At 67.8% G+C, this 21,411-nt stretch carries 17 protein-coding genes and 1 tRNA gene; 11 read left to right on the top strand and 7 right to left on the bottom strand.

Going from position 1 to position 21,411, the window contains the following annotated elements; translation table 11 throughout:
* Both AC1DES_RS09615 and AC1DES_RS09610 read right to left on the bottom strand, forming a co-directional pair.
* On the bottom strand, positions 1-795 hold a 795-nt coding region (locus tag AC1DES_RS09615; protein ID WP_476895463.1), incomplete at its 3' end, for a 13E12 repeat family protein.
* 3 nt (positions 796-798) lie between these two features.
* Positions 799-1,056, bottom strand: a complete 258-nt coding sequence (locus tag AC1DES_RS09610; RefSeq protein WP_476895462.1) for a hypothetical protein — start codon at positions 1,054-1,056, stop codon at positions 799-801.
* Positions 1,057-1,195: 139 nt separating this feature from the next.
* Between AC1DES_RS09610 and AC1DES_RS09605 the strand changes: the two genes are divergently transcribed.
* Together AC1DES_RS09605 and AC1DES_RS09600 are read left to right on the top strand one after the other, a co-directional pair.
* Complete coding sequence (locus AC1DES_RS09605) at positions 1,196-2,353, top strand: NAD(P)-dependent alcohol dehydrogenase (protein WP_476895461.1); 1,158 nt, start codon at positions 1,196-1,198, stop codon at positions 2,351-2,353.
* On the top strand, positions 2,350-2,778 hold the full coding sequence (locus AC1DES_RS09600; protein WP_476895460.1) for an HIT family protein: 429 nt from the start codon (positions 2,350-2,352) through the stop codon (positions 2,776-2,778). The genes AC1DES_RS09605 and AC1DES_RS09600 overlap by 4 nt, the downstream gene beginning before the upstream one ends.
* 60 nt (positions 2,779-2,838) lie before the next feature.
* On the opposite strand, the gene hrpA is transcribed toward AC1DES_RS09600, so the two are convergent.
* On the bottom strand, positions 2,839-6,867 hold the full coding sequence (hrpA, locus tag AC1DES_RS09595; RefSeq protein WP_476895459.1) for an ATP-dependent RNA helicase HrpA: 4,029 nt from the start codon (positions 6,865-6,867) through the stop codon (positions 2,839-2,841).
* Positions 6,868-6,966: 99 nt separating this feature from the next.
* Positions 6,967-7,134, bottom strand: a complete 168-nt coding sequence (locus AC1DES_RS09590; protein ID WP_476895458.1) for a hypothetical protein — start codon at positions 7,132-7,134, stop codon at positions 6,967-6,969.
* An 81-nt stretch (positions 7,135-7,215) separates the two neighbouring features.
* Here AC1DES_RS09590 and AC1DES_RS09585 point away from each other — a divergent pair, with 81 nt between their 5' ends.
* Positions 7,216-8,181: a GlxA family transcriptional regulator gene (locus AC1DES_RS09585; protein WP_476895457.1), complete on the top strand. Its 966-nt coding sequence runs from the start codon at positions 7,216-7,218 to the stop codon at positions 8,179-8,181.
* Here the strand turns inward: AC1DES_RS09585 and AC1DES_RS09580 are convergent.
* The 3 genes from AC1DES_RS09580 to AC1DES_RS09570 all read right to left on the bottom strand — a co-directional run bounded on the left by AC1DES_RS09580 (position 8,178) and on the right by AC1DES_RS09570 (position 9,907).
* On the bottom strand, positions 8,178-8,480 hold the full coding sequence (locus AC1DES_RS09580) for a protealysin inhibitor emfourin (RefSeq protein ID WP_476895456.1): 303 nt from the start codon (positions 8,478-8,480) through the stop codon (positions 8,178-8,180). The genes AC1DES_RS09585 and AC1DES_RS09580 overlap by 4 nt on opposite strands.
* 98 nt (positions 8,481-8,578) lie before the next feature.
* Positions 8,579-9,622 carry a M4 family metallopeptidase gene (locus tag AC1DES_RS09575; RefSeq protein WP_476895455.1) on the bottom strand — a complete coding sequence of 348 codons (1,044 nt, stop codon included), beginning with the start codon at positions 9,620-9,622 and terminating at the stop codon, positions 8,579-8,581.
* 212 nt (positions 9,623-9,834) lie between these two features.
* Positions 9,835-9,907, bottom strand: a tRNA-Arg gene (locus AC1DES_RS09570).
* Positions 9,908-10,123: 216 nt separating this feature from the next.
* Between AC1DES_RS09570 and argS the strand changes: the two genes are divergently transcribed.
* From argS to prmC, 8 genes are all read left to right on the top strand, one after another.
* Positions 10,124-11,788 carry an arginine--tRNA ligase gene (gene argS / locus AC1DES_RS09565; RefSeq protein WP_476895454.1) on the top strand — a complete coding sequence of 555 codons (1,665 nt, stop codon included), beginning with the start codon at positions 10,124-10,126 and terminating at the stop codon, positions 11,786-11,788.
* Between the two features lie 5 nt (positions 11,789-11,793).
* On the top strand, positions 11,794-13,305 hold the full coding sequence (gene lysA, locus AC1DES_RS09560) for a diaminopimelate decarboxylase (RefSeq protein ID WP_476895453.1): 1,512 nt from the start codon (positions 11,794-11,796) through the stop codon (positions 13,303-13,305).
* On the top strand, positions 13,306-14,634 hold the full coding sequence (locus tag AC1DES_RS09555) for a homoserine dehydrogenase (RefSeq protein ID WP_476895452.1): 1,329 nt from the start codon (positions 13,306-13,308) through the stop codon (positions 14,632-14,634). It abuts the gene before it with no gap.
* On the top strand, positions 14,635-15,741 hold the full coding sequence (thrC, locus tag AC1DES_RS09550; RefSeq protein ID WP_476895451.1) for a threonine synthase: 1,107 nt from the start codon (positions 14,635-14,637) through the stop codon (positions 15,739-15,741).
* A 65-nt stretch (positions 15,742-15,806) separates the two neighbouring features.
* The gene (thrB, locus tag AC1DES_RS09545) at positions 15,807-16,730 is read left to right on the top strand and encodes a homoserine kinase (RefSeq protein ID WP_476895475.1); all 924 of its coding nucleotides are present in this window, start codon (positions 15,807-15,809) and stop codon (positions 16,728-16,730) included.
* A gap of 320 nt (positions 16,731-17,050) precedes the next feature.
* Complete coding sequence (gene rho / locus AC1DES_RS09540; protein WP_476895450.1) at positions 17,051-19,192, top strand: transcription termination factor Rho; 2,142 nt, start codon at positions 17,051-17,053, stop codon at positions 19,190-19,192.
* A gap of 232 nt (positions 19,193-19,424) precedes the next feature.
* On the top strand, positions 19,425-20,498 hold the full coding sequence (gene prfA, locus AC1DES_RS09535) for a peptide chain release factor 1 (RefSeq protein ID WP_476895449.1): 1,074 nt from the start codon (positions 19,425-19,427) through the stop codon (positions 20,496-20,498).
* A 16-nt stretch (positions 20,499-20,514) separates the two neighbouring features.
* Positions 20,515-21,396 (top strand): peptide chain release factor N(5)-glutamine methyltransferase, encoded by an 882-nt coding sequence (gene prmC, locus AC1DES_RS09530; RefSeq protein WP_476895448.1) that lies wholly within the window; start codon positions 20,515-20,517, stop codon positions 21,394-21,396.
* Positions 21,397-21,411: the final 15 nt, after the last annotated feature.

The raw sequence follows: 21,411 nt of genomic DNA, 5'->3' as shown, positions 1-21,411 counted from the left end.
TCCGGTGATGCCTCCGGGGGTGCCGGTGGTGCGTTCGACCAGGGCGTCGGCCATGATCTGGGCGCGGGTGCGGGGGTCCCCGGCGGTGCGGAGGGTGTCGGCGTGGCGGGTGAGGGCGGCGTGCACGGCGACGGCCCGGGCGACGGGGAGCAGGGCCGTGAGGTAGGCCATGGTGTCCGGGGCCGGGCGGAGGCTGATGTGCCGGTCGGTYACGGCGTGGCTGGCACGCCGGGTAACAGAATGCGGGTCCAGCCGGTASGCGGCGGTCCGGGCCGCGCCGGTGAYGGCCCGGTCCCCGGCGCCGTCGAAGGTTCCGGTGTCGGGGGCGAGRTCGGCGTCGACGGCGGTCCGGTCCGCGGCGGTCAGGCAGGCGGTTTCGCGCACGAGGAGGGTGGCGCGCCATTCGTTGAGCTGCCCGGTCTCCAGGGCGGTAAGCGTGTGGGGCAWTTCGGTCACGAGCGCCTTCGCGAGGCCCAGGAGCCGGCCGCCGCGGGCGGGGGATTCACGCCGGGCCAGGGCGATCTGCGCGCCGGTCCCGGCACCGGGCTTCTCCGCGGGCATCCCGGCGGCGGCCTGGTCGCGGCGCTGGCACACATCGAAGGCGGCGGCGTCCCGGGCCTGCCGGGCGGCCATGGCGGATTTGAGGTCCTCGAGGTCCCGGATCTCGTCGATCAGTTCGGCRGCGCCCTCAGGGGCCGGAAGGCCGGCCAGGAGCGCGGCCAGGTCCGCGACCGTGACAGCAAGTGCCGGTGCCGCATCTGCCGGAACCACCTCGGGCCCCTGATTGGCGTCCATGAATCAAGTCTCCCAGCGGGCTATGACATTTATGGCCCTCCGCAGCCGCTCCACCGCTTCGGAGACCATCGGGGAGCCGCCGGGTCCGGGCGTAGGCCTCATCCCGTCAAGCCGCCGGTACTGTTTGCTGATCCCGGCAAGGTCCCCGGCCTGACGCAGGTCCCGGAGCGTGCGGGCGCGAACCGCGAGCAGGTCCCGGAGTTCGAAGTCACCCCGCCCTCCTACTGATGAAGCCGCCTCGGGCCCCTGCTTGCCGTCCATGAGTCCAGTCTCCCCGTAGGGTCTGACAGCAAAGGGAAAGTCAGAATCGGGAGATGCACCGGTGCGCCGCCGCGCGGTCCGGCGGGCCGGTCCGGGCCCCAAGTGGCATAGGGGCCCTACCCGGGGGTAGCGTCGAGGCATGACTCCTGGACGCCCCGTACCGCCGCCCCTTGCCAAGCCGATCCCCACATCCGTGACCACGGACAGCGCAGCCCGGGCTCCCCGCCTGGCCGCAGCCTACGGTGCAACGGCCCCTGACAGCGGGCTGGTTCCGCTGACGATTTCCCGACGCGCTCCGAAGGAAGACGACGTCGAGATCGCCGTCGAGTTCTGTGGACTGTGCCACTCGGACGTCCACGCGACACGCGGGGAATGGGGAACCCAGAACTACCCGCTCGTCCCCGGGCACGAAATCGTGGGCCGCGTCAGCAGCGTCGGCTCCGCCGTCGACGAGTTCAGTGTTGGTGAGCGCGTCGGCGTCGGCTGCATGGTGGATTCCTGCCGCGAGTGCGAGGCGTGCCTCGACGGGCTCGAGCAGTACTGCGAAAACGGCATGACCGGAACCTACGGTGCTAAGGACGCCCGGAACGGCAACTCGATCACCCAGGGAGGCTACGCCACGTCCATCGTGGTGGACCGGAACTACGTGCTGCGGATTCCCGAGAGCCTCGACCCGGCAGCCGCGGCGCCTTTGCTGTGCGCGGGCATCACGACGTACTCGCCCCTGAACCACTTCGAGGTTGAAGAAGGCGACGTCGTCGGCGTGGTCGGGCTCGGCGGACTGGGCCACATGGCTGTCAAGATCGCCAAGGCCATGGGCGCCGAGGTCAAGGTCTTCACCACCTCGGAGACAAAGTTCGCCGCGGCCCGCGAGCTCGGTGCGGACGACGTCATCCTGTCAACGGACCCGGATGCGATGGCAGCCGCGAACCGCAGCATCGATGTCATCATCGACACCGTCGCCGCACCGCACGACCTTAACCCCTACTTCCATACGCTGCGCCAGGACGGAGCCCTGTTCCAGCTGGGACTTCCCTCCGGGCCGATGCCCCCCGTCAACCCGGGCGCACTGATCCGGCGCCGGATCGCGTATGCAGGATCGCTGATCGGGAGCATCGCCGAGACCCAGGAGATGCTGGACTTCTGCGCCGAGCACGGCGTCGTATCCGACGTCGAGGTGGTCCGCGCGGACCAGCTCAACGAGTCCTATGACCGCATGGTGGCCGGCGACGTGAAGTACCGTTTTGTCCTGGACGCCAGCACCCTGGGGTCCCCTTCGGAAAAGGCGGACGCATGAGCACACTCTTCACCAAGATCATCAACGGCGAGATTCCCGGACGCTTCGTCTGGCGGGAGGACGACGTTGTTGCCTTCCTGACAATGGGCCCGCTTGCCGACGGGCACACGCTCGTCGTGCCCACGGAGGAAGTGGACAAGTGGACGGATGCCGCACCGGAACTGCTGGGCCGCGTCATGGAGGTAGCCCGCAGGATTGGCGCCGTCCAGGTCGACGTGTTTGACGCCGCCCGGGCAGGCCTGATCGTGGCAGGCTACGAGATCAACCACATGCATGTCCACGTGTGGCCCTCGAATTCCATGGCAGACTTCGACTTCGGCTCCGTGGACCAGCACCCGGATCCGGCCCGGCTCGACGCGAACGCAGAGAAGCTGCGCGCCGGACTCCGGAACGCCGGCCATGCGGAGCACGTGCCGGACGCCTGAGCACCCTAGACTGTTCGACTGCACGAAGCGCTGGCGCCTGCCGGTGTCCCCGCGGGGGCGCTACGCGGGCGCCAGCACTTTATTAAGCGCCGCGCGGATCCGTTTCTCCGAGACCGAATAGGCGGTCCCGAGTTCGACGGCGAACAAGCTGACCCGGAGCTCTTCGATCATCCAGCGGACGTGTGTTAACTCGGCCCCGGCGCGACGGCCGGGCAACAGTGCCGACACGGCGTCATCGTACTCGTCTTCCATGGCCTGGACCGCAGCCATGTGCTGGGCGTCGCGCTGGACGTTGCCGGGGAGCTTCTCCAGGCGCTTCTCGATGGCAGCGAGGTAGCGGGGCAGCTGGCTGAGCTGGGCGTAGCCCGTGCGTGCCACGAACCCCGGATAGACGAGTTGCTCCAGCTGGCTCTTGACGTCGTTGAGCGCGCTGATGAGGGCCAGGCTCGTGGTTCCCCGGAGCTGCTTTTCGATCCGGCGCGTGCTCGCCAGGATGCGTTCAACGACGGCGGTGACCGTGAAGACGGTGTCGATCAGCTCGGCCCGGACGGTCTCGTAGAGAGCTTTGAATGAGGCCTCATCCCACGGCAGTGCGGAGGGTGTCAGCTTGTCGATGGCGGCAAGCGCGCAGTCCGCGATCAGGGCCGAGACCGAGCCATGCGGGTTCTGGCTGAACGTCAGCTTCTCGGTGTTGTTCAGGTGCTCCAGGACGTAGCGGTCCGGCGGCGGCACTTTGAGGGCGAGTAGCCGGATGACGCCGCCGCGCATAGCCTGTTCCTGCTCGGACGCGGTCTGGAACAGGCGCAGGGCCACGGAGCCGCCCTCGTCGACGAGCGCGGGGTAGCCGGTGACGGTGTGGCCCTTGACGGTTCCCTGGACCTGGCGCTGCACTGTCCCGAAGTTCCACTCGGTGAGTCCGGACTTCTCCGTGAACCCGGTTGAGGCCGCCGCCGGCGAGGCTGCGGCGCGGGTGCGCGCCGCACCGCCGGAAGGCCCTCCGGCGGACGTGCCGTTGGCCCTGCCGTTGGCCGTCGGCGCCGTCGTCCCCGGCGTGGCGCCGAGGGACTCCGCGATGGCCCGGCGCGTCGCCGGCGCCAGGAGTTCCTGCAGCCGGCCCAGATCCTTGCCCTCGTCCAGGATCTTGCCGCGGGAATCCACCACGCGGAAGCTCACCCGCAGGTGCGGGGGCACGGCGTCCCAGTTCCACGAACCCGGGGGGATGACCTGGCCGCGGATCCGGCGCAGGACCAGTTCCAGCGAGGGCTCAAGGTCATCGGTGGCGGGGTCGAAGCCGGCCCCGAGGGCCGCCACGGCCTGGCGTGCCACATCCGGGGCGGGGACGAAGTTCTTGCGGATCTGTTTGGGCAGCGACTTGATCAGGGCGGTGACGAGTTCCACCCGCTGGCCCGGGATCAGCCAGCGGAATGCGGCGTCGTCGAGCTGGTTCAGGAACAGCACCGGGACCTCGGCGGTGACGCCGTCGGACGGGTTCGGCGGCGACCCCGGCGCCACCGGATGGAACTCGTAGCTCAGCGGCAGCTCGAACCCCTTGTGCAGCCAGGTCTTGGGGTAGGCCGAATCGTCCAGCGCGTCCGCGTCTTCGCTGATCAGCAGTGACTGGTCGAAGTCCAGGAGCGTGGGATCCTGCTGCCGGGCTTCCTTCCACCATTTGTCGAAGTGCCGTTCGGAGACGACCTCCTGGCCGATCCGCGCGTCGTAGAACTCGAAGAGGGTCTCGTCATCGACCAGGATGTCCCGGCGCCGCATGCGGGCCTCGAGCTCCTCGATCTCCTGGAGCAGGGCACGGTTGCGGTGGAAGAACTTGTGGTGGGTCTGCCAGTCGCCCTCCACCAGGGCGTGCCGGATGAACAGCTCGCGGCACAGCTCCGGATCGACCTTGCCGTAATTAATGCGACGGCTGGGGATGATGGGAACGCCGTAGAGGGTGACCTTTTCATGGGCCATCACCGAGCCCATCTTCTTGGACCAGTGCGGCTCGCTGTAGCTGCGCTTGACCAGGTCCGGGGCCACCTGCTCGGCCCAGAGGGGATCGAACTTCGCGGCCACGCGCGCCCAGAGGCGGCTGGTCTCTACGAGCTCCGCGGCCATCACGAAGGTCGGCGACTTCTTGAACAGGGCCGAGCCGGGGAAAATCGCGAAACGGCTGCCGCGGGCCCCGGCGTACTCGCGCTTGCGCTCGTCGAGGATGCCGATGTGGCTCAGCAGGCCCGAAAGCAGGCTGATGTGGATGCCGTCATGTTTGCCCACGGGATCGGCGAGCCGGACGTTGTCCAGGCTGATGCCCAGCGGCCGGGCGAGCTGGCGCAGCTGGGCGAAGAGGTCCTGCCACTCCCGGACGCGCAGGTAGTTGATGAACTCGTTGCGGCAGAGCCGGCGGAACGCGGTGGAGGAGAGCTCCTGCTGCTTTTCCTGGAGGTAGTTCCACAGGTTCAGGAAGCCCGTGAAGTCCGAGTTCTCGTCCCGGAACCGCGCGTGCTTCTCGGCGGCGAGCTGCTGCTTGCCGGAGCCGTCCCCCTGGGGACGCTCGCGCGGGTCCTGGATGGTCAGTGCGGCGGCAAGGATCATGACTTCGCGGACGCAGCCGCGCTTTCCGGACTCCACGATCATCCTGCCGAGCCTCGGGTCCACCGGCAGCTGGGCAAGCTGCTGCCCGACGGCGGTCAGCCCGCCGCCGTTCCTTCCGCCGGAACCGCCGGACGGCCGGCGGCCGGGGCGTCCGTCGCCGTCGTCCGTTGGTTCCTGCCGTGCCGGGCTGAGGGCGCCGAGCTCGCGGAGGAGGCTGACGCCGTCGTTGATGGCGCGTGAGTCCGGCGGTTCCACGAACGGGAAGTTTTCCACGTCCTTGGGGCCGCGGGCCACGCCCATGGCGGTCATCTGCAGGATGACGGCTGCAAGGTTGGTGCGCAGGATTTCGGGGTCGGTGAACGGCGGCCTGGACTCGAAATCCTCCTCCGAGTAGAGCCTGATGGCGATGCCGTCGGAGACACGGCCGCAGCGCCCGGAGCGCTGGTTGGCGGAGGCCTGCGAGACCCGTTCGATCGGCAGGCGCTGGACCTTGGTGCGGTGGGAATAGCGCGAGATGCGCGCTGTGCCGGTGTCGACGACGTACTTGATGCCCGGGACCGTGAGGGAGGTTTCGGCGACGTTCGTGGCAAGCACGATCCGCCGCTTGCTGCCCGGATGGAAGACCTTGTGCTGTTCCTCCAGGCTTAGCCGGGCAAACAGCGGCAGCACCTCGGTCCCGGCAAGCCTGCGGTTGGACTGGATCCTGGCGTTGAGGGCCTCCGCGGCGTCCCGGATCTCGCGCTCGCCGGAGAAGAAGATCAGGATGTCGCCGGGGGCCTCCAGCGCGAGTTCGTCGACGGCGTCGCACACGGCATCGAGCGGATCCCGGTCCTCCTCGAGCTCGTCGTCGGAGGAAGCAACGTCGCCCTCGTCGCCGGCGGCACCGCCGGCCGGCTGGGAAAGCGGCCGGTAGCGGATCTCGACCGGATAGGTCCGGCCCGAAACTTCGATGATGGGGGAGGGCTCGTCCTCGCTGCCGAAGTGCTTGGCGAAGCGCTCCGGGTCGATCGTGGCCGAGGTGATGATGATCTTCAGGTCCGGGCGCTGCGGCAGGATCCGTTTGAGGTAGCCGAGGATGAAGTCGATGTTCAGGCTGCGCTCGTGGGCTTCATCGATGATGATGGCGTTGTACTTGCGCAGCAGCTTGTCGCGCTGGATTTCCGCCAGCAGGATGCCGTCGGTCATGAGCTTGACCTTGGTGGAGCGGCTGACCTCGCCGGTGAAGCGGACCTGGAAGCCCACTTCCTGGCCGATCTCAACCTGAAGTTCCTCCGCGATGCGCTCGGCGACAGTGCGGGCGGCTAGCCGGCGTGGCTGCGTGTGGCCGATCAGGCCGTTCTCGCCCAGTCCGAGTTCGAGACACATCTTGGGGATCTGGGTGGTCTTTCCCGAGCCGGTCTCGCCGGCGATGATGGTCACCTGGTTGGCCGCGATGGCGGCCATCAGGTCTTCGCGGCGCTCGGAGACCGGCAGCTCGGCGGGGTAGGAAATGTGCAGTGTCATGGCTGGACACAGTCTACTGGGCCTGCTGCCGGCGGAGTTCCGGTGGCAGGCCCAGCGGGCGGATGGCGGGAGTGTGCGGGCCGCTTCAGGCTGTGCAGCTTAGAAGATCCGCAGGGTGTAGTTGACGCTGGGCAGATTCTGGGCGGTCCAGTACTCATGGGAGCGGACGGGCGGGTTGTGGCCTAGGCCATCTTTCCGCAGGCCACGCACGGTGGCTGCGATCGCGACGATGATCAGGACAATGAGTGCGATTCCGAGGAGTTCCATAACTCCATGGTTCTCCGGTGCGGGGAACAAAAGAAGTGGCAGAAATGCCCAAAAAGCTATAATTTCTGCCACAATGGATTCATGATCACATCAGTGGCAATGATCGTCGTTCCCAACTTCTCAATCTTCGAGTTCGGGACCGCATTTGAGGTGTTCGGCATCGACCGCTCGGCGCGCGGCGACGGCGTTCCCGCCTTCGATTTCCGCGTGTGCACTCCCGAACCGGGAGACGTGCCGATGAAGTCGGGGCTGTCCATGCATGTCGGCCTGGGCCTGGAAGCGGCCGCGGACGCGGATCTGGTCATCATGGCCCCGTACGGTGGGGATAAGGACGTGTCCGAGGCCGTCCTGGATGTTCTGCGGGCGGCGCATGCGCGCGGGGCCTGGGTGATGTCCATCTGCTCGGGTGCCTTCGCCCTCGCCCGGGCGGGCCTCCTCGATGGACGGCGCTGCACGACGCACTGGCACTACTCGCAGGAGCTGGCGGCCAGGTACCCCACGGCGCTCGTGGACGAGAACGTCCTCTACGTGGAAGACGGCCGGATCATCACGAGTGCGGGAACGGCTGCCGGAATCGATGCCTGCCTGCACCTGATCCGGACGGAGTTCGGCGCCAAAGTTGCCGCCGGCATTGCCCGGGACATGGTGGTTCCCCCGCACCGGGACGGCGGCCAGGCCCAGTACATCGACCGGCCGATTCCCCCGTGCGGCTCCGAACCCATGGAGCAGCTGCTGCAATGGATGGTCCGGCACCTGGACGAGGAGCACTCCGTCAACGAGCTTGCGGCCCGGGTCCACATGTCACCGCGGACGTTCGCGCGGCGCTTCCGGTCCGAGACGGGGGCAACCCCGGCGGCGTGGCTGAACTCCCAGCGGGTGCTGCGGGCGCAGGAGCTGCTGGAGACCACGGAACTGAATATTGACGAAGTCGCCCGGGAATCCGGCTTCGGGCACTCGGTGCTGCTGCGGCACCACTTCACGAGGGCCCTGGACACCAGCCCGCAGTCCTACCGGCGCACGTTCCGGGGCCACCTGGCCGCCGTTTAGGGACCTTCCGGGGACCCCATCGACTCGGCAGCGGCTTTGGCGAACTCGACCAGGTCCCGCCACGGCCCGGTCAGCGCGTGCTCGGGCAAGGTCGCATGGCGTTGGCCGGCCCGGATGTCGTAGATGAACCGGTCCGGCTGGCCTTCCGGGATGCGCCGGCCGGTTTCCGGGAGCGTGTCCCACGGGCATGCCTCAACAAGGGGCTGCCAGCGGTCTTGCTCGTCCGGCGACGCCGCCTGGACTGTCCAGATCCGCTTCATGCCGGTGATGCCGCCACTGCGTTCGATGATGATCTTCATGGCCTGGTTCCTGTATTCGGCCCGGGGTGCTCGGCCTGGGTGCCCGGCCTAGGTGCTCGGCCGGGCGGCCTGCCGGGGGGCTGGCCGTCCCGGCACGGTTACAGCTTGACCTTCACAGTCTCCCACGCGGTCCGCACGGCGTCATGCTCCGGGGACCCGGCCCCGAAGAGTTCCTTAGCGGACGCCGCGGTCGCCTTGGCAAAGGAACCGAAGGTGGCGTTCGGGGCCAGCGTGCCGCCGGTGAGGGTCTCGTACCAGATCCTCGCCGGGGCGTCCCAGGCGTTGCCGCCCAAGGCTGTGGCAACCAGGCAGAACGCACGGTTGGGGATGCCGGAGTTGATGTGCACGCCACCGTTGTCCGCGCTCGTGTGGACATAGGATTCCATCGAGTCCGGCTGCGGATCCTTGCCGAGGACGTCGTCGTCGTAGGCGGTCCCCGGCGCCTTCATGGACCGCAGGGCAGCGCCCTGGACCTGGTCTGTGAACAGGCCCTCTCCGATCAGCCAACTGGCCTCCGCGGTGGACTGCTGCTTCGCGTACTGCTCGACGAGGGCACCGAAGACATCGGAGAGGGACTCGTTGAGGGCACCTGCCTGGTTCCGGTAGGCGAGCCCCGCCGAGTACTGGGTGACGCCATGGGTGAGTTCGTGGCCGATCACGCTCAGGGATTTCGTGAACCGGTCGAAAACCTGGCCGTCGCCGTCGCCGAACACCATCTGGCGTCCGTCCCAGAATGCGTTGTCGTAGCGCCGGCCGTAATGGACCGTGGCGTCGAGGGGGAGGCCCTTCCCGTCGATGGAATTCCGGCCGAAGGCGTCCGCATAGAGCCGGTGGGTGTGCCCCAGCCCGTCGTAGGCCTCGTCCGCCGCCGGATCGCCGGTGGACGCTGCCCCTTCCTTCCGGACCAGGCTGCCCGGCAGCTTCTCCAACGACTTGGCGTCGTAGATAGTCCGCTCCGGGGGGCCGGGCTTGGCCTCGAGCATTCCCGGGGGAGTCGCCGGGGATGCCAGCGCCCGCGATGCCTGGAAGGTCTTGACGTGCAGCAGCGCTTGCCTGGCAGCCTGGGCCGCCTCGGAAAGCCGCGGTTCCTGCTGTGCTGCCAGGCGGCGGAGCAGGTACGGAGGAACGATGGAACAGAACATATGGGACCCCTTACGCTTCTGCGGGACCGGCCGGCGGCAGCTGACGCGTTTGCCGGCCGGTTGCCGGTACCGGCAACCCCGCTGCCGATGGGAACAGCCTACGAGCGGTCACCGACAATTGGCAGGGCCATGCGCACACTGCAGGAAACCGCGTGGACGTGCCGGTACGCAGAAAACCCCGCCGTTTCGCTGAAACGGCGGGGTTTTGCTTGTGCCCTCGATTGGAATCGAACCAACGACCTTCTGCTCCGGAGGCAGACGCTCTATCCCCTGAGCTACGAGGGCAGTCAGGGTTCCTGCCGTTTCCGGCGGGACGTCCTAGAGCTTAGCAGGAATGAAGCCTCCAACGGAAAAGCGGCGCGCCCGCGGGCCGTGTTCGATGGCTGGCCGGGAGCAGCCGGCGGAACCGCCGGCGTCCCCGAAGAGGGCCGCGGGCGCCGCCTCACGTCATGCCGGCCGCCAGATTCCGCCACATTGCAGGCCCACCGGTAGGCTGGAACTGTGACCCCAGAAGAACTCTCCCTTGCCATATCCGCCTGCCTGAAGGACGCCGTCGCGGCCGGTGAAATCGCACTGGCCGCAGCCGACGTCCCGGACCAGGTGCGCGTTGATCGCCCGAAGAACAGGGACCACGGTGACTGGGCCACCAACATCGCCCTCCAGCTGGCCAAGGCGGCGGGCACCAACCCGCGGGAGTTCGCCTCCGTCCTCAGCGCCCGGCTCAAGTCCATCGAGGGTGTGTCCGCCGTCGACATCGCCGGCCCGGGCTTCCTCAACATCACAGTCGACGCCGCGGCTGCGGGCACCCTGGCCAGGGCCATCGTCGAAGCGGGTCCGGACTACGGCACCAACTCAGCGCTCGCCGGACACGTGGTCAACATGGAATTTGTTTCGGCCAACCCCACCGGGCCGCTGCACATCGGCCACACCCGCTGGGCCGCGCTCGGTGACTCGATCGCCCGGGTGCTCCGGGCCTCCGGCGCCGACGTCACGGCCGAGTACTACATCAACGACGCCGGATCCCAGATGAACGTCTTCGCACACTCGGTGCTGTCCCGGCTGCACGGCCGCGGCGTTCCTGAAGGCGGCTACCCGGGCGAATACATTGCCGATCTCGGACACGAGGTGCTGACCCAGCATCCCGGCATCCGCGAACTCACCGACGTGGCAGCCCTGCCGGTCATCCGCGGGGCGGCCTACAAGGCGCAGATGCACGACATCAAGCAGACCCTGGCCGAGTTCGGCGTCGACTTCGACGTCTTCTTCTCCGAACAGGAACTCCACGACGCCGGCGCGATCGAAGACGCTGTCGCACGCCTCCGGGAGCAGGGGCACGTGTACGACGACGGCGGCGCCGTCTGGCTGCGCACGACGGATTTCGGCGACGACAAGGACCGCGTCATGATCCGGGCGAACGGCGAACCGACGTACTTCGCCGCCGACGCCGCGTACTACCTTTCCAAGAAGGACCGCGGCTACACGGAGAAGATCTATCTCCTCGGCGCGGACCACCACGGCTACATCAACCGGCTCAAAGCCATTGCGGCCGCGGCCGGGGACGACCCCGAAGCCAACATCGAGGTCCTGATCGGCCAGCTGGTCTCGGTCAACGGCGCCAAGCTGTCCAAGCGCGCCGGCAACATCATCGAGCTCAAGGACCTCATCTCCTGGCTGGGCAAGGACGCCGTCCGCTATTCCCTGGCGCGCTTCCCGGCCGATTCGCCCCTGACCCTGGACCCCGAGCTGCTCAAGAAGCACAGCAACGAGAACCCGGTCTTCTACGTCCAGTACGCCCACGCCCGCTCCCGCGGCACGGCACGGAACGCCGTGGCCGCCGGCGTGGAGCGCCGGGTGGACGGCAAAGACAGCTTCGATGCCTCCCTGCTGGAGCACGCGACGGAGAACGAACTCCTGTCCTACCTGGGCAGCTACCCCTCGATCGTGGCGAAGGCCGCCGAGCTGCGCGAGCCGCACCGCGTCGCGCGCCATCTGGAAGTCATCGCCGGCGCGTACCACCGCTGGTACGACGCCTGCCGCGTGGCACCCCTGGGCGAGGAGGCCATTACCGACCTCAACCGCACCCGCTTGTGGCTCAACGATGCCACAAGCCAGGTGCTCGCCAATGGACTGGAACTGCTGGGCGTCTCGGCGCCGGAACGGATGTGACCGCCATGACCGCAACCTCAGGACCGTCAGCCAGTGCGGGGAAGCCCGCGAGCGCGTCCTCCCCGCTCGCCCCGGACTGGCTTGAGGTCCCCGCGGACCTGAACGCCCTCCATGCGCCCCTGTGGGCGGCCGGTGTCGGGCGCAATGACGCCGGCGAACTCAGCATCGAGGGTCTGGCGGTCAGCGAGCTGCAGGCCCGGTACGGTACCCCGCTGTTCGTTCTGAGCGAGACCGATTTCCGGGCCCGTGCGCGGGCGTTCAGCGACGCGTTCAATAACGCCTTCGCTGATATCTGCGGGGGAGTGGACGTCTACTACGCGGGGAAATCCTTCCTGTGCACCTCCGTGGTCCGCTGGGTCGAAGAGGAGGGGCTGCGGCTGGACACTGCCTCCGGCGGGGAACTCGCCGTCGCGGCCAGGGCAGGCATCCCCGGCGCTGACGTCGCGCTGCACGGGAACAACAAGTCCGACGCCGAGATCCACCGCGCCCTGGACATGCAGTTGGGACGGATCGTAGTGGACAGCCTGGCCGAGCTCGACCGGGTCGCCGCCATCGCCGCCAACCGGGGCGAAACCGCAAGGGTCATGCTCCGGCTGACCCCCGGAGTGCACGCCCACACCCACGAATTCATCGCCACCGCGCACGAGGACCAGAAATTCGGCCTCTCCATGGCCGGGGACTCCACCGACCAGGCCGGGCTGTCCGCAGCCGAGGAAGCCGTGGCCGCGGCTTCGGGCTACCCCGGCATTGAACTGCTGGGACTGCACTGCCACATCGGGTCCCAGATCTTCGAACCGGACGGGTTCGCGCTCGCCGCGGAGAAGCTGCTGGACTTCCTGGCGGCCATGCAGGCCAAGTATTCCATCGTCCTGCCGGAACTCGACCTGGGCGGCGGCTACGGCATCGCCTACACGCCCGTGGACACTCCGCGCCCGGCCGCCGAAATCGCCCAGGCGATGGCCGCCGTCGTCCGGTCCAAATGTGCGGAACTGGGCATTTCCGCCCCCCGGATTTCGATCGAACCGGGCAGGGCGATCGTCGGCAGCTCCACGTTCACGCTGTACGAAGTGGGCACGCTCAAGACCGTCCGGGTCGACGCGCCCGCCGTGGACGCACAGGAAACAGCTGAAACGGCCGCGGAAAACGTTACGTACCCGCGCCGGTATGTGTCAGTGGACGGCGGCATGAGCGATAACCCCCGTCCGGTGCTGTACGACGCGGATTATTCGGCCATTCTGGCGTCACGGACCTCGGAGGCCGCTGCGCAGCTGTCCCGAGTGGTGGGCAAACATTGCGAGAGCGGCGACATAGTTGTTAGAGATGTATATCTGCCCGAGGACGTGGCAGCCGGTGATCTGCTCGCTGTACCGGGGACCGGCGCCTACTGCTGGGCCCTGTCAAGCAACTACAACTATCTGGCCCGGCCGGGCGTTGTCGCTGTGCGCGATGGATCTGCCCGGCTCATTGTCCGCGGGGAAACCGAAGAAGATCTGCTGAACCGCGACATGGGAGTCTGAATGACCGAATTGCGAACCCTGAAAGTAGCCCTGCTGGGCTGTGGCAACGTCGGAGCCCAGGTTGCGCGGATTCTCATTGACGACGCCGAAGCGCTTGCCTCCCGGACCGGTGCCCGCCTCGAATTGAGCGGCATCGCCGTGCGGAACATCGACGCTCCCCGCGATGTCGAGCTGCCGCACGGGCTGTTCACCACCGACGCCGAATCCCTGGTCAAGGACGCAGACCTCGTCATCGAACTGATGGGCGGGATCGAACCGGCCCGCACCCTGATCCTGATCGCCATGCGCAACGGGGCCTGCGTGGTCACCGGCAACAAGGCCCTGCTGGCCCAGGACGGCCCGACCCTCTACGAGGAAGCCGACAAGGCCGGCGTCCAGCTCTCCTACGAGGCTGCCGTGGCCGGCGCGATCCCCATCCTGCGGCCCATCCGGGACAGCCTGTCCGGCGACCGGATCACGCGGGTGCTCGGCATCGTTAACGGCACCACCAACTTCATCCTCGACCAGATGGACTCCACCGGCGCGCAGTTCGCCGACGCCCTGGCCGAGGCCCAGCGCCTGGGCTACGCGGAAGCCGATCCCACGGCCGACGTCGAGGGCCATGATGCCGCCGCCAAGGCCGCGATCCTCGCCTCTCTGTCCTTCCACACCAGGTTCGCGCTCGAAGACGTCTACTGCGAGGGCATCAGCTCCGTCAGCGCGGCGGACATCGCGGCCGCGAAGGACGCCGGATTCGTGATCAAACTGCTGGCGATCGCCGAAAAACTCCCCGCCGAAGGCACGGAAACAGACGGGGACACCGGCGTCTCCGTCCGCGTGCATCCCACACTGCTGCCGCGCGAACACCCCCTCGCCGCCGTCCGCGGCGCGTTCAACGCAGTCTTCATCGAAGCCGAGAACGCCGGCGAGCTGATGTTCTACGGCCAGGGCGCCGGCGGTACCCCGACGGCGTCGGCCGTCCTGGGCGACCTCGTGTCCGCCGCCCGCCGGATCGTCCTGGGCGGCCCGGGCCGGACGGAGACGACCACCGGTCATGTCCGCGCACTGCCCATCGACGCGGTCATGACGAGCTACTACATCGGCCTCGACGTGGCGGACCAGCCCGGCGTCCTGGCCAGGATCGCCCAGCTCTTCGCAGAGCACGGCGTCTCCATCGAAATCATGCGCCAGACCATCCACCGCGACGCCGACTCCAAGGTGGAGTCGGCGGAACTGCGGATCGTGACACACCGTGCACGCGAGGCCGCCCTGGCTGCAACCGTCGAGGCCGTCAAGGGCCTGGACGTCATCAATTCCGTCACATCCGTACTGCGGGTAGAAGGGGTCTAAATGGCTCACCAATGGCGCGGGGTCATCCGCGAATACGCTGAACGCCTGCCTGTCACGGAGTCCACGAAGGTCATCACCCTCGGGGAGGGCGGCACCCCGCTCGTGTATGCCCGGCACCTCTCCGAGCTGACCGGCAGCGACGTCTACCTCAAGGTCGAGGGCATGAACCCGACCGGGTCCTTCAAGGACCGCGGCATGACCATGGCCATGACGGCCGCTGTCGCCGCCGGCGCCAAGGCCGTGGTGTGCGCGTCCACCGGAAACACCTCGGCTTCGGCCGCGGCCTACGCGACGGCAGCCGGGCTCCAGTGCGCCGTCCTCGTGCCCGAAGGCAAGATCTCGATGGGCAAGCTGAGCCAGGCGATCGCACACGGCGCCACGCTGCTGCAGGTCGACGGCAACTTCGACGACTGCCTGGACATCGCCCGCAAGCTGGGGGAGTCCTACCCCGTCTTCCTGGTCAACTCGGTCAACCCTGCGCGGATCGAGGGCCAGAAGACCGGCGCTTTCGAAGTGGTCGACTCCCTCGGGGACGCCCCCGACTTCCACGTGCTCCCGGTGGGCAACGCGGGCAACATCAGCGCGTACTGGAAGGGCTATAAGGAGTACTCCGCGCCGTTTGAGTCCGCTACGGCCGGAACCTTGGCCGCCGTTGCCACGAAGACGCCGGTGATGTGGGGCTTCCAGGCCGCAGGCGCTGCGCCTTTCGTCGCCGGACATCCCATCACCGACCCGGACACCATCGCGACGGCCATCCGGATCGGCAACCCTGCTTCATGGGACACCGCTGTTGCCGCCCGGGACGAGTCCGGCGGCGTCATCGAAGCAGTGACCGACGAGGAAATCCTGTCCGCCCACCGCTGGCTCTCTGCCCGCGAAGGCGTGTTCGTGGAACCGGGCTCCGCCGCGGGCGTCGCCGGCCTGATCAAGAAGCACGCGGCAGGGGAGGTGCCCGCCGGGAAGACCATCGTCATCACGGTGACGGGCCACGGCCTGAAGGACCCGCAGTGGGCGCTGCGCACCGAGGACGGCAGCGACGTGGAACCCGTCAAGGTCTCCAACGACGTCGTCACCGTCGCCGCAGCACTGGGCCTGGAAGAAAAATAGCCGTGGAAACCACCCTTACCGTCCCGGCCGAGTCCGCCGCGGGTTCGCCCGCTGTCCCGGCCGGGATGCTGGTGACCGTCCGGGTCCCGGCGACCAGCGCCAACCTCGGGCCCGGCTACGACAGCCTGGGGCTGGCCCTCTCGCTCCATGACACGTTGACGGTGGAAACCCTGGCCGGCGGTGAGCTGGAGTTCGAACTCAGCGGCGAGGGTGCCGAATCGCTGCCGCGCGACGCGAGCCACCTGGTGGTCAGGGCCATCACCGAGGCGCTGCACCGCCTCGGCTTCCGGCATGACGGCCTGCGGATCACGGCGGACAACGTCAACCCGCACGGCCGCGGACTCGGGTCCTCCGCCTCCGCCGTGGTCGCGGCCGTCTCAGCCGCGAACGCCCTCGTTCCGGAAGCGGCGCGCCGCGGCAAGGACTGGATCCTGCAGCTCACGAGCGAAATGGAGGGCCACCCGGACAACGTCGCACCCGCGATTTTCGGCGGACTGGCGCTGTCATGGCAGGACAGTGACCGGTACAGCAGCACCTGCGCGACCGTCGCGGAATCGGTCATCCCGGTCGTCGCCGTCCCAGACTTCGAACTGTCCACGGAGGCCGCGCGAGCTCTCCTGCCCGCCTCGGTGGGGCACCATGCCGCGGCGATGAATACCGGCCGGGCCGCCCTGCTGATCCACGCATTGACGACAAAGCCCGAGTTCCTGTTCCCCGGCACCGAGGACTACCTGCACCAGAGCTACCGGGCCCAGGCCATGCGGCCCAGCGCGGAGCTCATCGCGGCACTGCGCCGCGAGGGCTACGCCGCCGTCGTCTCCGGTGCCGGGCCGACGGTCCTGGTCCTTGCCAACGGCGAAGCGGAAGCCGACGCCGTGGTCAGCTTCATTGGCGCGCACACCATCCGCAACACGCCGGAAGTGGGCTGGCGTGTGATGAAGCTGGCCGTGGACGTTGAAGGTGCTAAAGTGGAAGTGCACCGGCGGTAATCACGCAGGCGGTAAATCAGTAACCGTTATAAGACCGCGATGTTGGCCACGTAGCCTCTCTCATCTCCCACTGCGCAATATTTTCCGGTGCCACCTGCTTTCGGTCTGACGCAGGAACCCGCAGAGTTGCTCTGCACCCCTGTAGCGTCAGCCCGCCGTTCCTTCTGTTCGGAGCGTGCCAGGTGTAGCTGTATCCGGCCCTGCTGGCCAAAATCCATCCGGCAAGGCCGAAATCCCGGCTGCGGATCTGAACCGCAGCCCAGATCAAATCATCGCGTCCAGCTCCTAGTCTGGACGCCGTCGAGGGGGAAGGATCCTTCGTGACCGAAACCACTGAGCTGTCTCCAGCTGTGGAAACATCTTCTGCTGCCGGATCGTCAACGGCAGCACCCGCCAAGAGCAGCGGCCTTGCAGGCCTCAAGCTCGCCCAGCTGCAGGCTCTCGCCAGCCAGCTCGGTATTTCCGGCGGTTCCCGCATGCGCAAGGGAGATCTGGTCTCGGCCATTTCCGCACATCGTGCAGGCACCCCAGTGAGCAAGGCCCCGGCCCGCGCTGCTGAAAAGGCAACCGACAACGGCACCGTGGCGCACGCCGCGGCTCCGGCAGCAGCCGGCGACGCCGAGGCACCGGCCCAGGAGAACCCGCGGGCCCGTGGCCGTGGCCGCAGCCGCCGCGCAGGCAGCGACGGCATCATCACGGCGCCTGCTGCAGAGGCTCCCGCCGCTGCTCCGGCCGCGGAAACTGCGCCCGCCGCGGAAGCAGCCGCCGAGACCGGTCCGGCCGGTACCGAAGCCGGCGAACGCCGCCAGCCGCGCACCCGCAACCGCCGCCGCGGCGAAGCTGCCGCGCAGGGCGGATCGGCGGAAGCTGCCGAAGCCCCCGCCGAGCAGCGCCAGCCCGAAGAGCGCGCCGCCGAGCAGCGCCAGCCGGAGCAGCGCACGGAACAGCGCCAGACCGAGCAGCGCACAGAACAGCGTGCGGAACAGCGCACAGAACAGCGTGCCGAGCAGAGCAGCGAAGACGGCCAGCGCCGTGACCGCACCCGCGGAGGCCGCGACAACGCCGAAGCCCGTGAGAACACCCGTGAAACCCGCGACAATGACGACAACGACGGCGGCAGCCGCCGGAACCGCCGCAACCGTCGTGACCGCAACGACCGCGGTGACCGCCAGGGCCAGCAGGAGAGCCGCGACAACACCTCGCGGAACGACCGCTTCCGCGACCGTAACGACCGCCGTCGGGGCCGCGTCCAGGGACCGGACGTCGACGACGTCGAGGTCACCGAGGACGATGTCCTGCTGCCCGTCGCCGGTATTCTCGACGTGCTCGAGAACTACGCGTTCATCCGCACCTCCGGCTACCTGCCGGGTCCGAATGACGTGTACGTCTCCCTCGCCCAGGTCAAGAAGTACAACCTGCGCAAGGGCGACGCCGTCGTCGGTGCCATCCGTGCACCGCGTGAAGGCGAGGCCCAGCAGGGGGGTCAGCAGCAGTCTGCCCGCCAGAAGTTCAACGCCCTGGTCCGCGTCACGTCCGTCAACGGCAAGACGCCCGAGGAGCTCAAGGACCGCGTCGAGTTCGCGAAGCTCGTCCCGCTGTACCCCTCCGAGCGCCTGCGCCTGGAAACGGATCCCAAGAAGATCGGCCCCCGCGTCATCGACCTGGTGGCGCCGATCGGCAAGGGCCAGCGCGGACTGATCGTTTCGCCCCCGAAGGCCGGCAAGACCCTGATCCTGCAGTCCATCGCCAACGCCATCACCACCAACAATCCTGAGGTCCACCTCATGATGGTGCTCGTTGACGAACGTCCCGAAGAAGTCACGGACATGCAGCGCACCGTCAAGGGCGAGGTCATTGCCTCCACCTTCGACCGTCCCGCCGACGACCACACCACCGTGGCCGAACTTTCCATCGAGCGCGCCAAGCGCCTCGTGGAAATGGGCATGGACGTCGTGGTCCTCCTGGACTCCATGACCCGCCTGGGCCGTGCCTACAACCTGGCAGCACCGGCCTCCGGCCGCATCCTGTCCGGTGGTGTGGACTCTGCAGCGCTGTACCCGCCGAAGCGTTTCTTCGGTGCCGCCCGCAACATCGAAAACGGCGGCTCGCTGACCATCCTGGCGACCGCGCTTGTCGAGACCGGTTCCAAGATGGACGAGGTCATCTTCGAAGAGTTCAAGGGCACCGGCAACATGGAACTGCGCCTGTCCCGCCAGCTTGCGGACAAGCGCATCTTCCCGGCCGTTGACGTCAACGCGTCCGGTACGCGCCGTGAGGAAAACCTGCTTTCCCCCGAGGAAGTCAAGATCATGTGGAAGCTGCGCCGCGTCCTTTCCGGGCTCGAGACGCAGCAGAGCCTTGAGCTGCTGACCAACAAGATCCGGGAGACCCAGAGCAACGTCGAGTTCCTCATGCAGGTGCAGAAGACGACGCTTGGTGCGAAGTCCGATAACGACAAGTAGCTGTTCCAACCGCTAGATTCTGGCGGTCCCGCGCGCTAACGCCGCACGGATTTTCCGCCCCCGCCCCTCCGCCGGGTGGCTTACGATCTACGATCGCAAGCCACCCGGCGTCGGCAGGCCCGAAGCCACTCCCGGGGCGGAAAAATCCGTGCGGCTTCGTCGTTAAGTCACCAGCCGCGGCCCAGTTTTGTTGTCGTTACTAGACTTGTAAGAGTCGAAAGAGGTTTTGAAAATGTTTGAGTCCGTACAGGGCCTGCTGGATGAGCATGATGCCATCCAGGCGCAGCTTGGGGATCCTGCTGTCTATGCTGACCAGCGGCTGGCCCGGAAATTGGGGCGGCGTTCGGCCCAGCTCAACGGCATCGTGGAGGCCTACCACGCGTGGCACGGGATCCAGGACGACCTGGCCGCTGCCAAGGAGATGGCCGGCGAGGACCCCGAGTTTGCTGCCGAGGTTCCTGAGCTGGAGGCGGCGCTGGAGACCGCGGCCGCGAAGCTGCGCCGGCTGCTGATCCCGCGCGATCCGGACGATGCCCGCAACGTCATCCTCGAAGTCAAGGGCGGCGAAGGCGGGGACGAAGCGGCCCTGTTCGCCGCCGACCTGCTGCGCATGTACTCCCGGTACGCTGAATCCCGCGGCTGGAAGACCGAAATCATCTCGGCCAATGAGTCCGACCTTGGCGGTTACAAGGACGTCCAGATGGCCATCAAGGGCAGCTCCAACGACCCCGCCGAGGGCGTCTTTGCCCGTCTCAAGTTCGAAGGCGGCGTGCACCGCGTCCAGCGCGTTCCCGTGACGGAATCCCAGGGCCGCATCCACACCTCGGCCGCCGGCGTGCTGGTGCTCCCCGAAGTCGATGAGCCCGAAGAGCTCGAGATCAACCAGAACGATCTCAAGATCGACGTCTACCGCTCCTCCGGGCCGGGCGGGCAGTCCGTGAACACCACCGACTCGGCCGTCCGCATCACCCACCTTCCCACCGGCATCGTCGTGGCCATGCAGAACGAGAAGTCGCAGCTGCAGAACCGCGAAGCCGGCATGCGCGTGCTGCGGGCCCGCATCCTGGCCCACCAGCAGGAGCAGATCGACGCCGAGAACTCGGCCCAGCGTAAGTCGCAGATCCGCACCATGGACCGCTCCGAGCGCATCCGCACCTACAACTATCCGGAAAACCGCATCGCGGACCACCGCACGGGCTACAAGGCCTACAACCTGGACCAGGTCATGAACGGGGACCTGGAGCCGGTAATCCAGTCAGCCATCGAGTTGGACGAACAGGCCCGCCTCGACGCCATCGGCGACTAGGCGCGGGTCACCGGTGATGACAGCACGCAATGGATTGAGCCTCGCGGCAGCCGTCCGCGATGCCGCCACCGTCCTGGCCGCCGCCGGCGTGCCGAGCCCGAGGGTCGACGCCGAACTCCTGGCCGAGCACCTGCTCGGCGTGGGCCTCGGCCGGCTCCGGGCGATGATGCTGGGTGATTCGCCGGCACCGGAGGGCTACGCGGAACTCGTCGCCGAACGGGCGCAACGGATCCCGCTGCAGCACATCACCGGCGTCGCGCATTTCCGGCGCCTGGAATTGGCGGTCGGTCCCGGCGTGTTCATTCCCCGGCCGGAAACCGAGTCCGTGGTCCAGCTCGTGGTCGACCGCCTTCAGGGCATGGCGCACCCCAAAGTGGTGGACCTGGGCACGGGATCCGGCGCGATCGCCGGTTCGATCGCGCACGAGGTCCCCGGTGCCGAGGTCCACGCCGTCGAGTTCAGCGAGTTTGCGCACGCCTGGGCGGCGAAAAACCTCCTGCCCCTCGGCGTCGTCCTGATCCGGGGCGATCTCCGCGACGCCTTGCCGGAGCACAACGGAACGTTCGACGTCGTCGTGTCCAACCCGCCCTACATCCCTGCCGAGGCCATCCCGAACGAACCCGAAGTGGCACTCCACGATCCGCCGGAGGCGCTGTACGGCGGGGGAGCGGACGGCATGGAACTTCCGACGGCGGCTGCCTCCTCCGCGGCCCGGCTGCTGGTTCCCGGCGGCTACTTCGTCATGGAACACGCCGAGGTCCAGTCGGGCTGGATCGCGGCCATGCTGAACCGCAGCGGGCTGTGGACCGAGGTGGCCACGCACCGGGACCTCAACGGCAGGGACAGGGCCACCAGTGCCGTCCTGGCCGGCCCCGGCATAAAGTCAAGCGACAAGTGATGAAAGAATGGGCCA

It is taken from the genome of Arthrobacter sp. 05T442 (genome assembly GCF_056395945.1).
The sequence above is the reverse complement of the archived record's forward strand: the minus strand, read 5'-3'. Positions and strand labels throughout refer to the sequence as shown.

Excerpts from the sequence above, each read along its gene's own strand:
- AC1DES_RS09555 (WP_476895452.1), top strand. The coding sequence starts at position 13,306 with ATGACCGAATTGCGAACCCTGAAAGTAGCCCTGCTGGGCTGTGGCAAC.
- hrpA (WP_476895459.1), bottom strand. The coding sequence starts at position 6,867 with ATGACACTGCACATTTCCTACCCCGCCGAGCTGCCGGTCTCCGAGCGC.
- thrC (WP_476895451.1), top strand. The coding sequence starts at position 14,635 with ATGGCTCACCAATGGCGCGGGGTCATCCGCGAATACGCTGAACGCCTG.
- lysA (WP_476895453.1), top strand. The coding sequence starts at position 11,794 with ATGACCGCAACCTCAGGACCGTCAGCCAGTGCGGGGAAGCCCGCGAGC.
- prfA (WP_476895449.1), top strand. The coding sequence starts at position 19,425 with ATGTTTGAGTCCGTACAGGGCCTGCTGGATGAGCATGATGCCATCCAG.
- thrB (WP_476895475.1), top strand. The coding sequence starts at position 15,807 with ATGCTGGTGACCGTCCGGGTCCCGGCGACCAGCGCCAACCTCGGGCCC.
- AC1DES_RS09580 (WP_476895456.1), bottom strand. The coding sequence starts at position 8,480 with ATGAAGATCATCATCGAACGCAGTGGCGGCATCACCGGCATGAAGCGG.
- AC1DES_RS09610 (WP_476895462.1), bottom strand. The coding sequence starts at position 1,056 with ATGGACGGCAAGCAGGGGCCCGAGGCGGCTTCATCAGTAGGAGGGCGG.
- AC1DES_RS09575 (WP_476895455.1), bottom strand. The coding sequence starts at position 9,622 with ATGTTCTGTTCCATCGTTCCTCCGTACCTGCTCCGCCGCCTGGCAGCA.
- AC1DES_RS09605 (WP_476895461.1), top strand. The coding sequence starts at position 1,196 with ATGACTCCTGGACGCCCCGTACCGCCGCCCCTTGCCAAGCCGATCCCC.
- AC1DES_RS09590 (WP_476895458.1), bottom strand. The coding sequence starts at position 7,134 with ATGGAACTCCTCGGAATCGCACTCATTGTCCTGATCATCGTCGCGATC.
- AC1DES_RS09600 (WP_476895460.1), top strand. The coding sequence starts at position 2,350 with ATGAGCACACTCTTCACCAAGATCATCAACGGCGAGATTCCCGGACGC.
- prmC (WP_476895448.1), top strand. The coding sequence starts at position 20,515 with ATGACAGCACGCAATGGATTGAGCCTCGCGGCAGCCGTCCGCGATGCC.
- AC1DES_RS09585 (WP_476895457.1), top strand. The coding sequence starts at position 7,216 with ATGATCACATCAGTGGCAATGATCGTCGTTCCCAACTTCTCAATCTTC.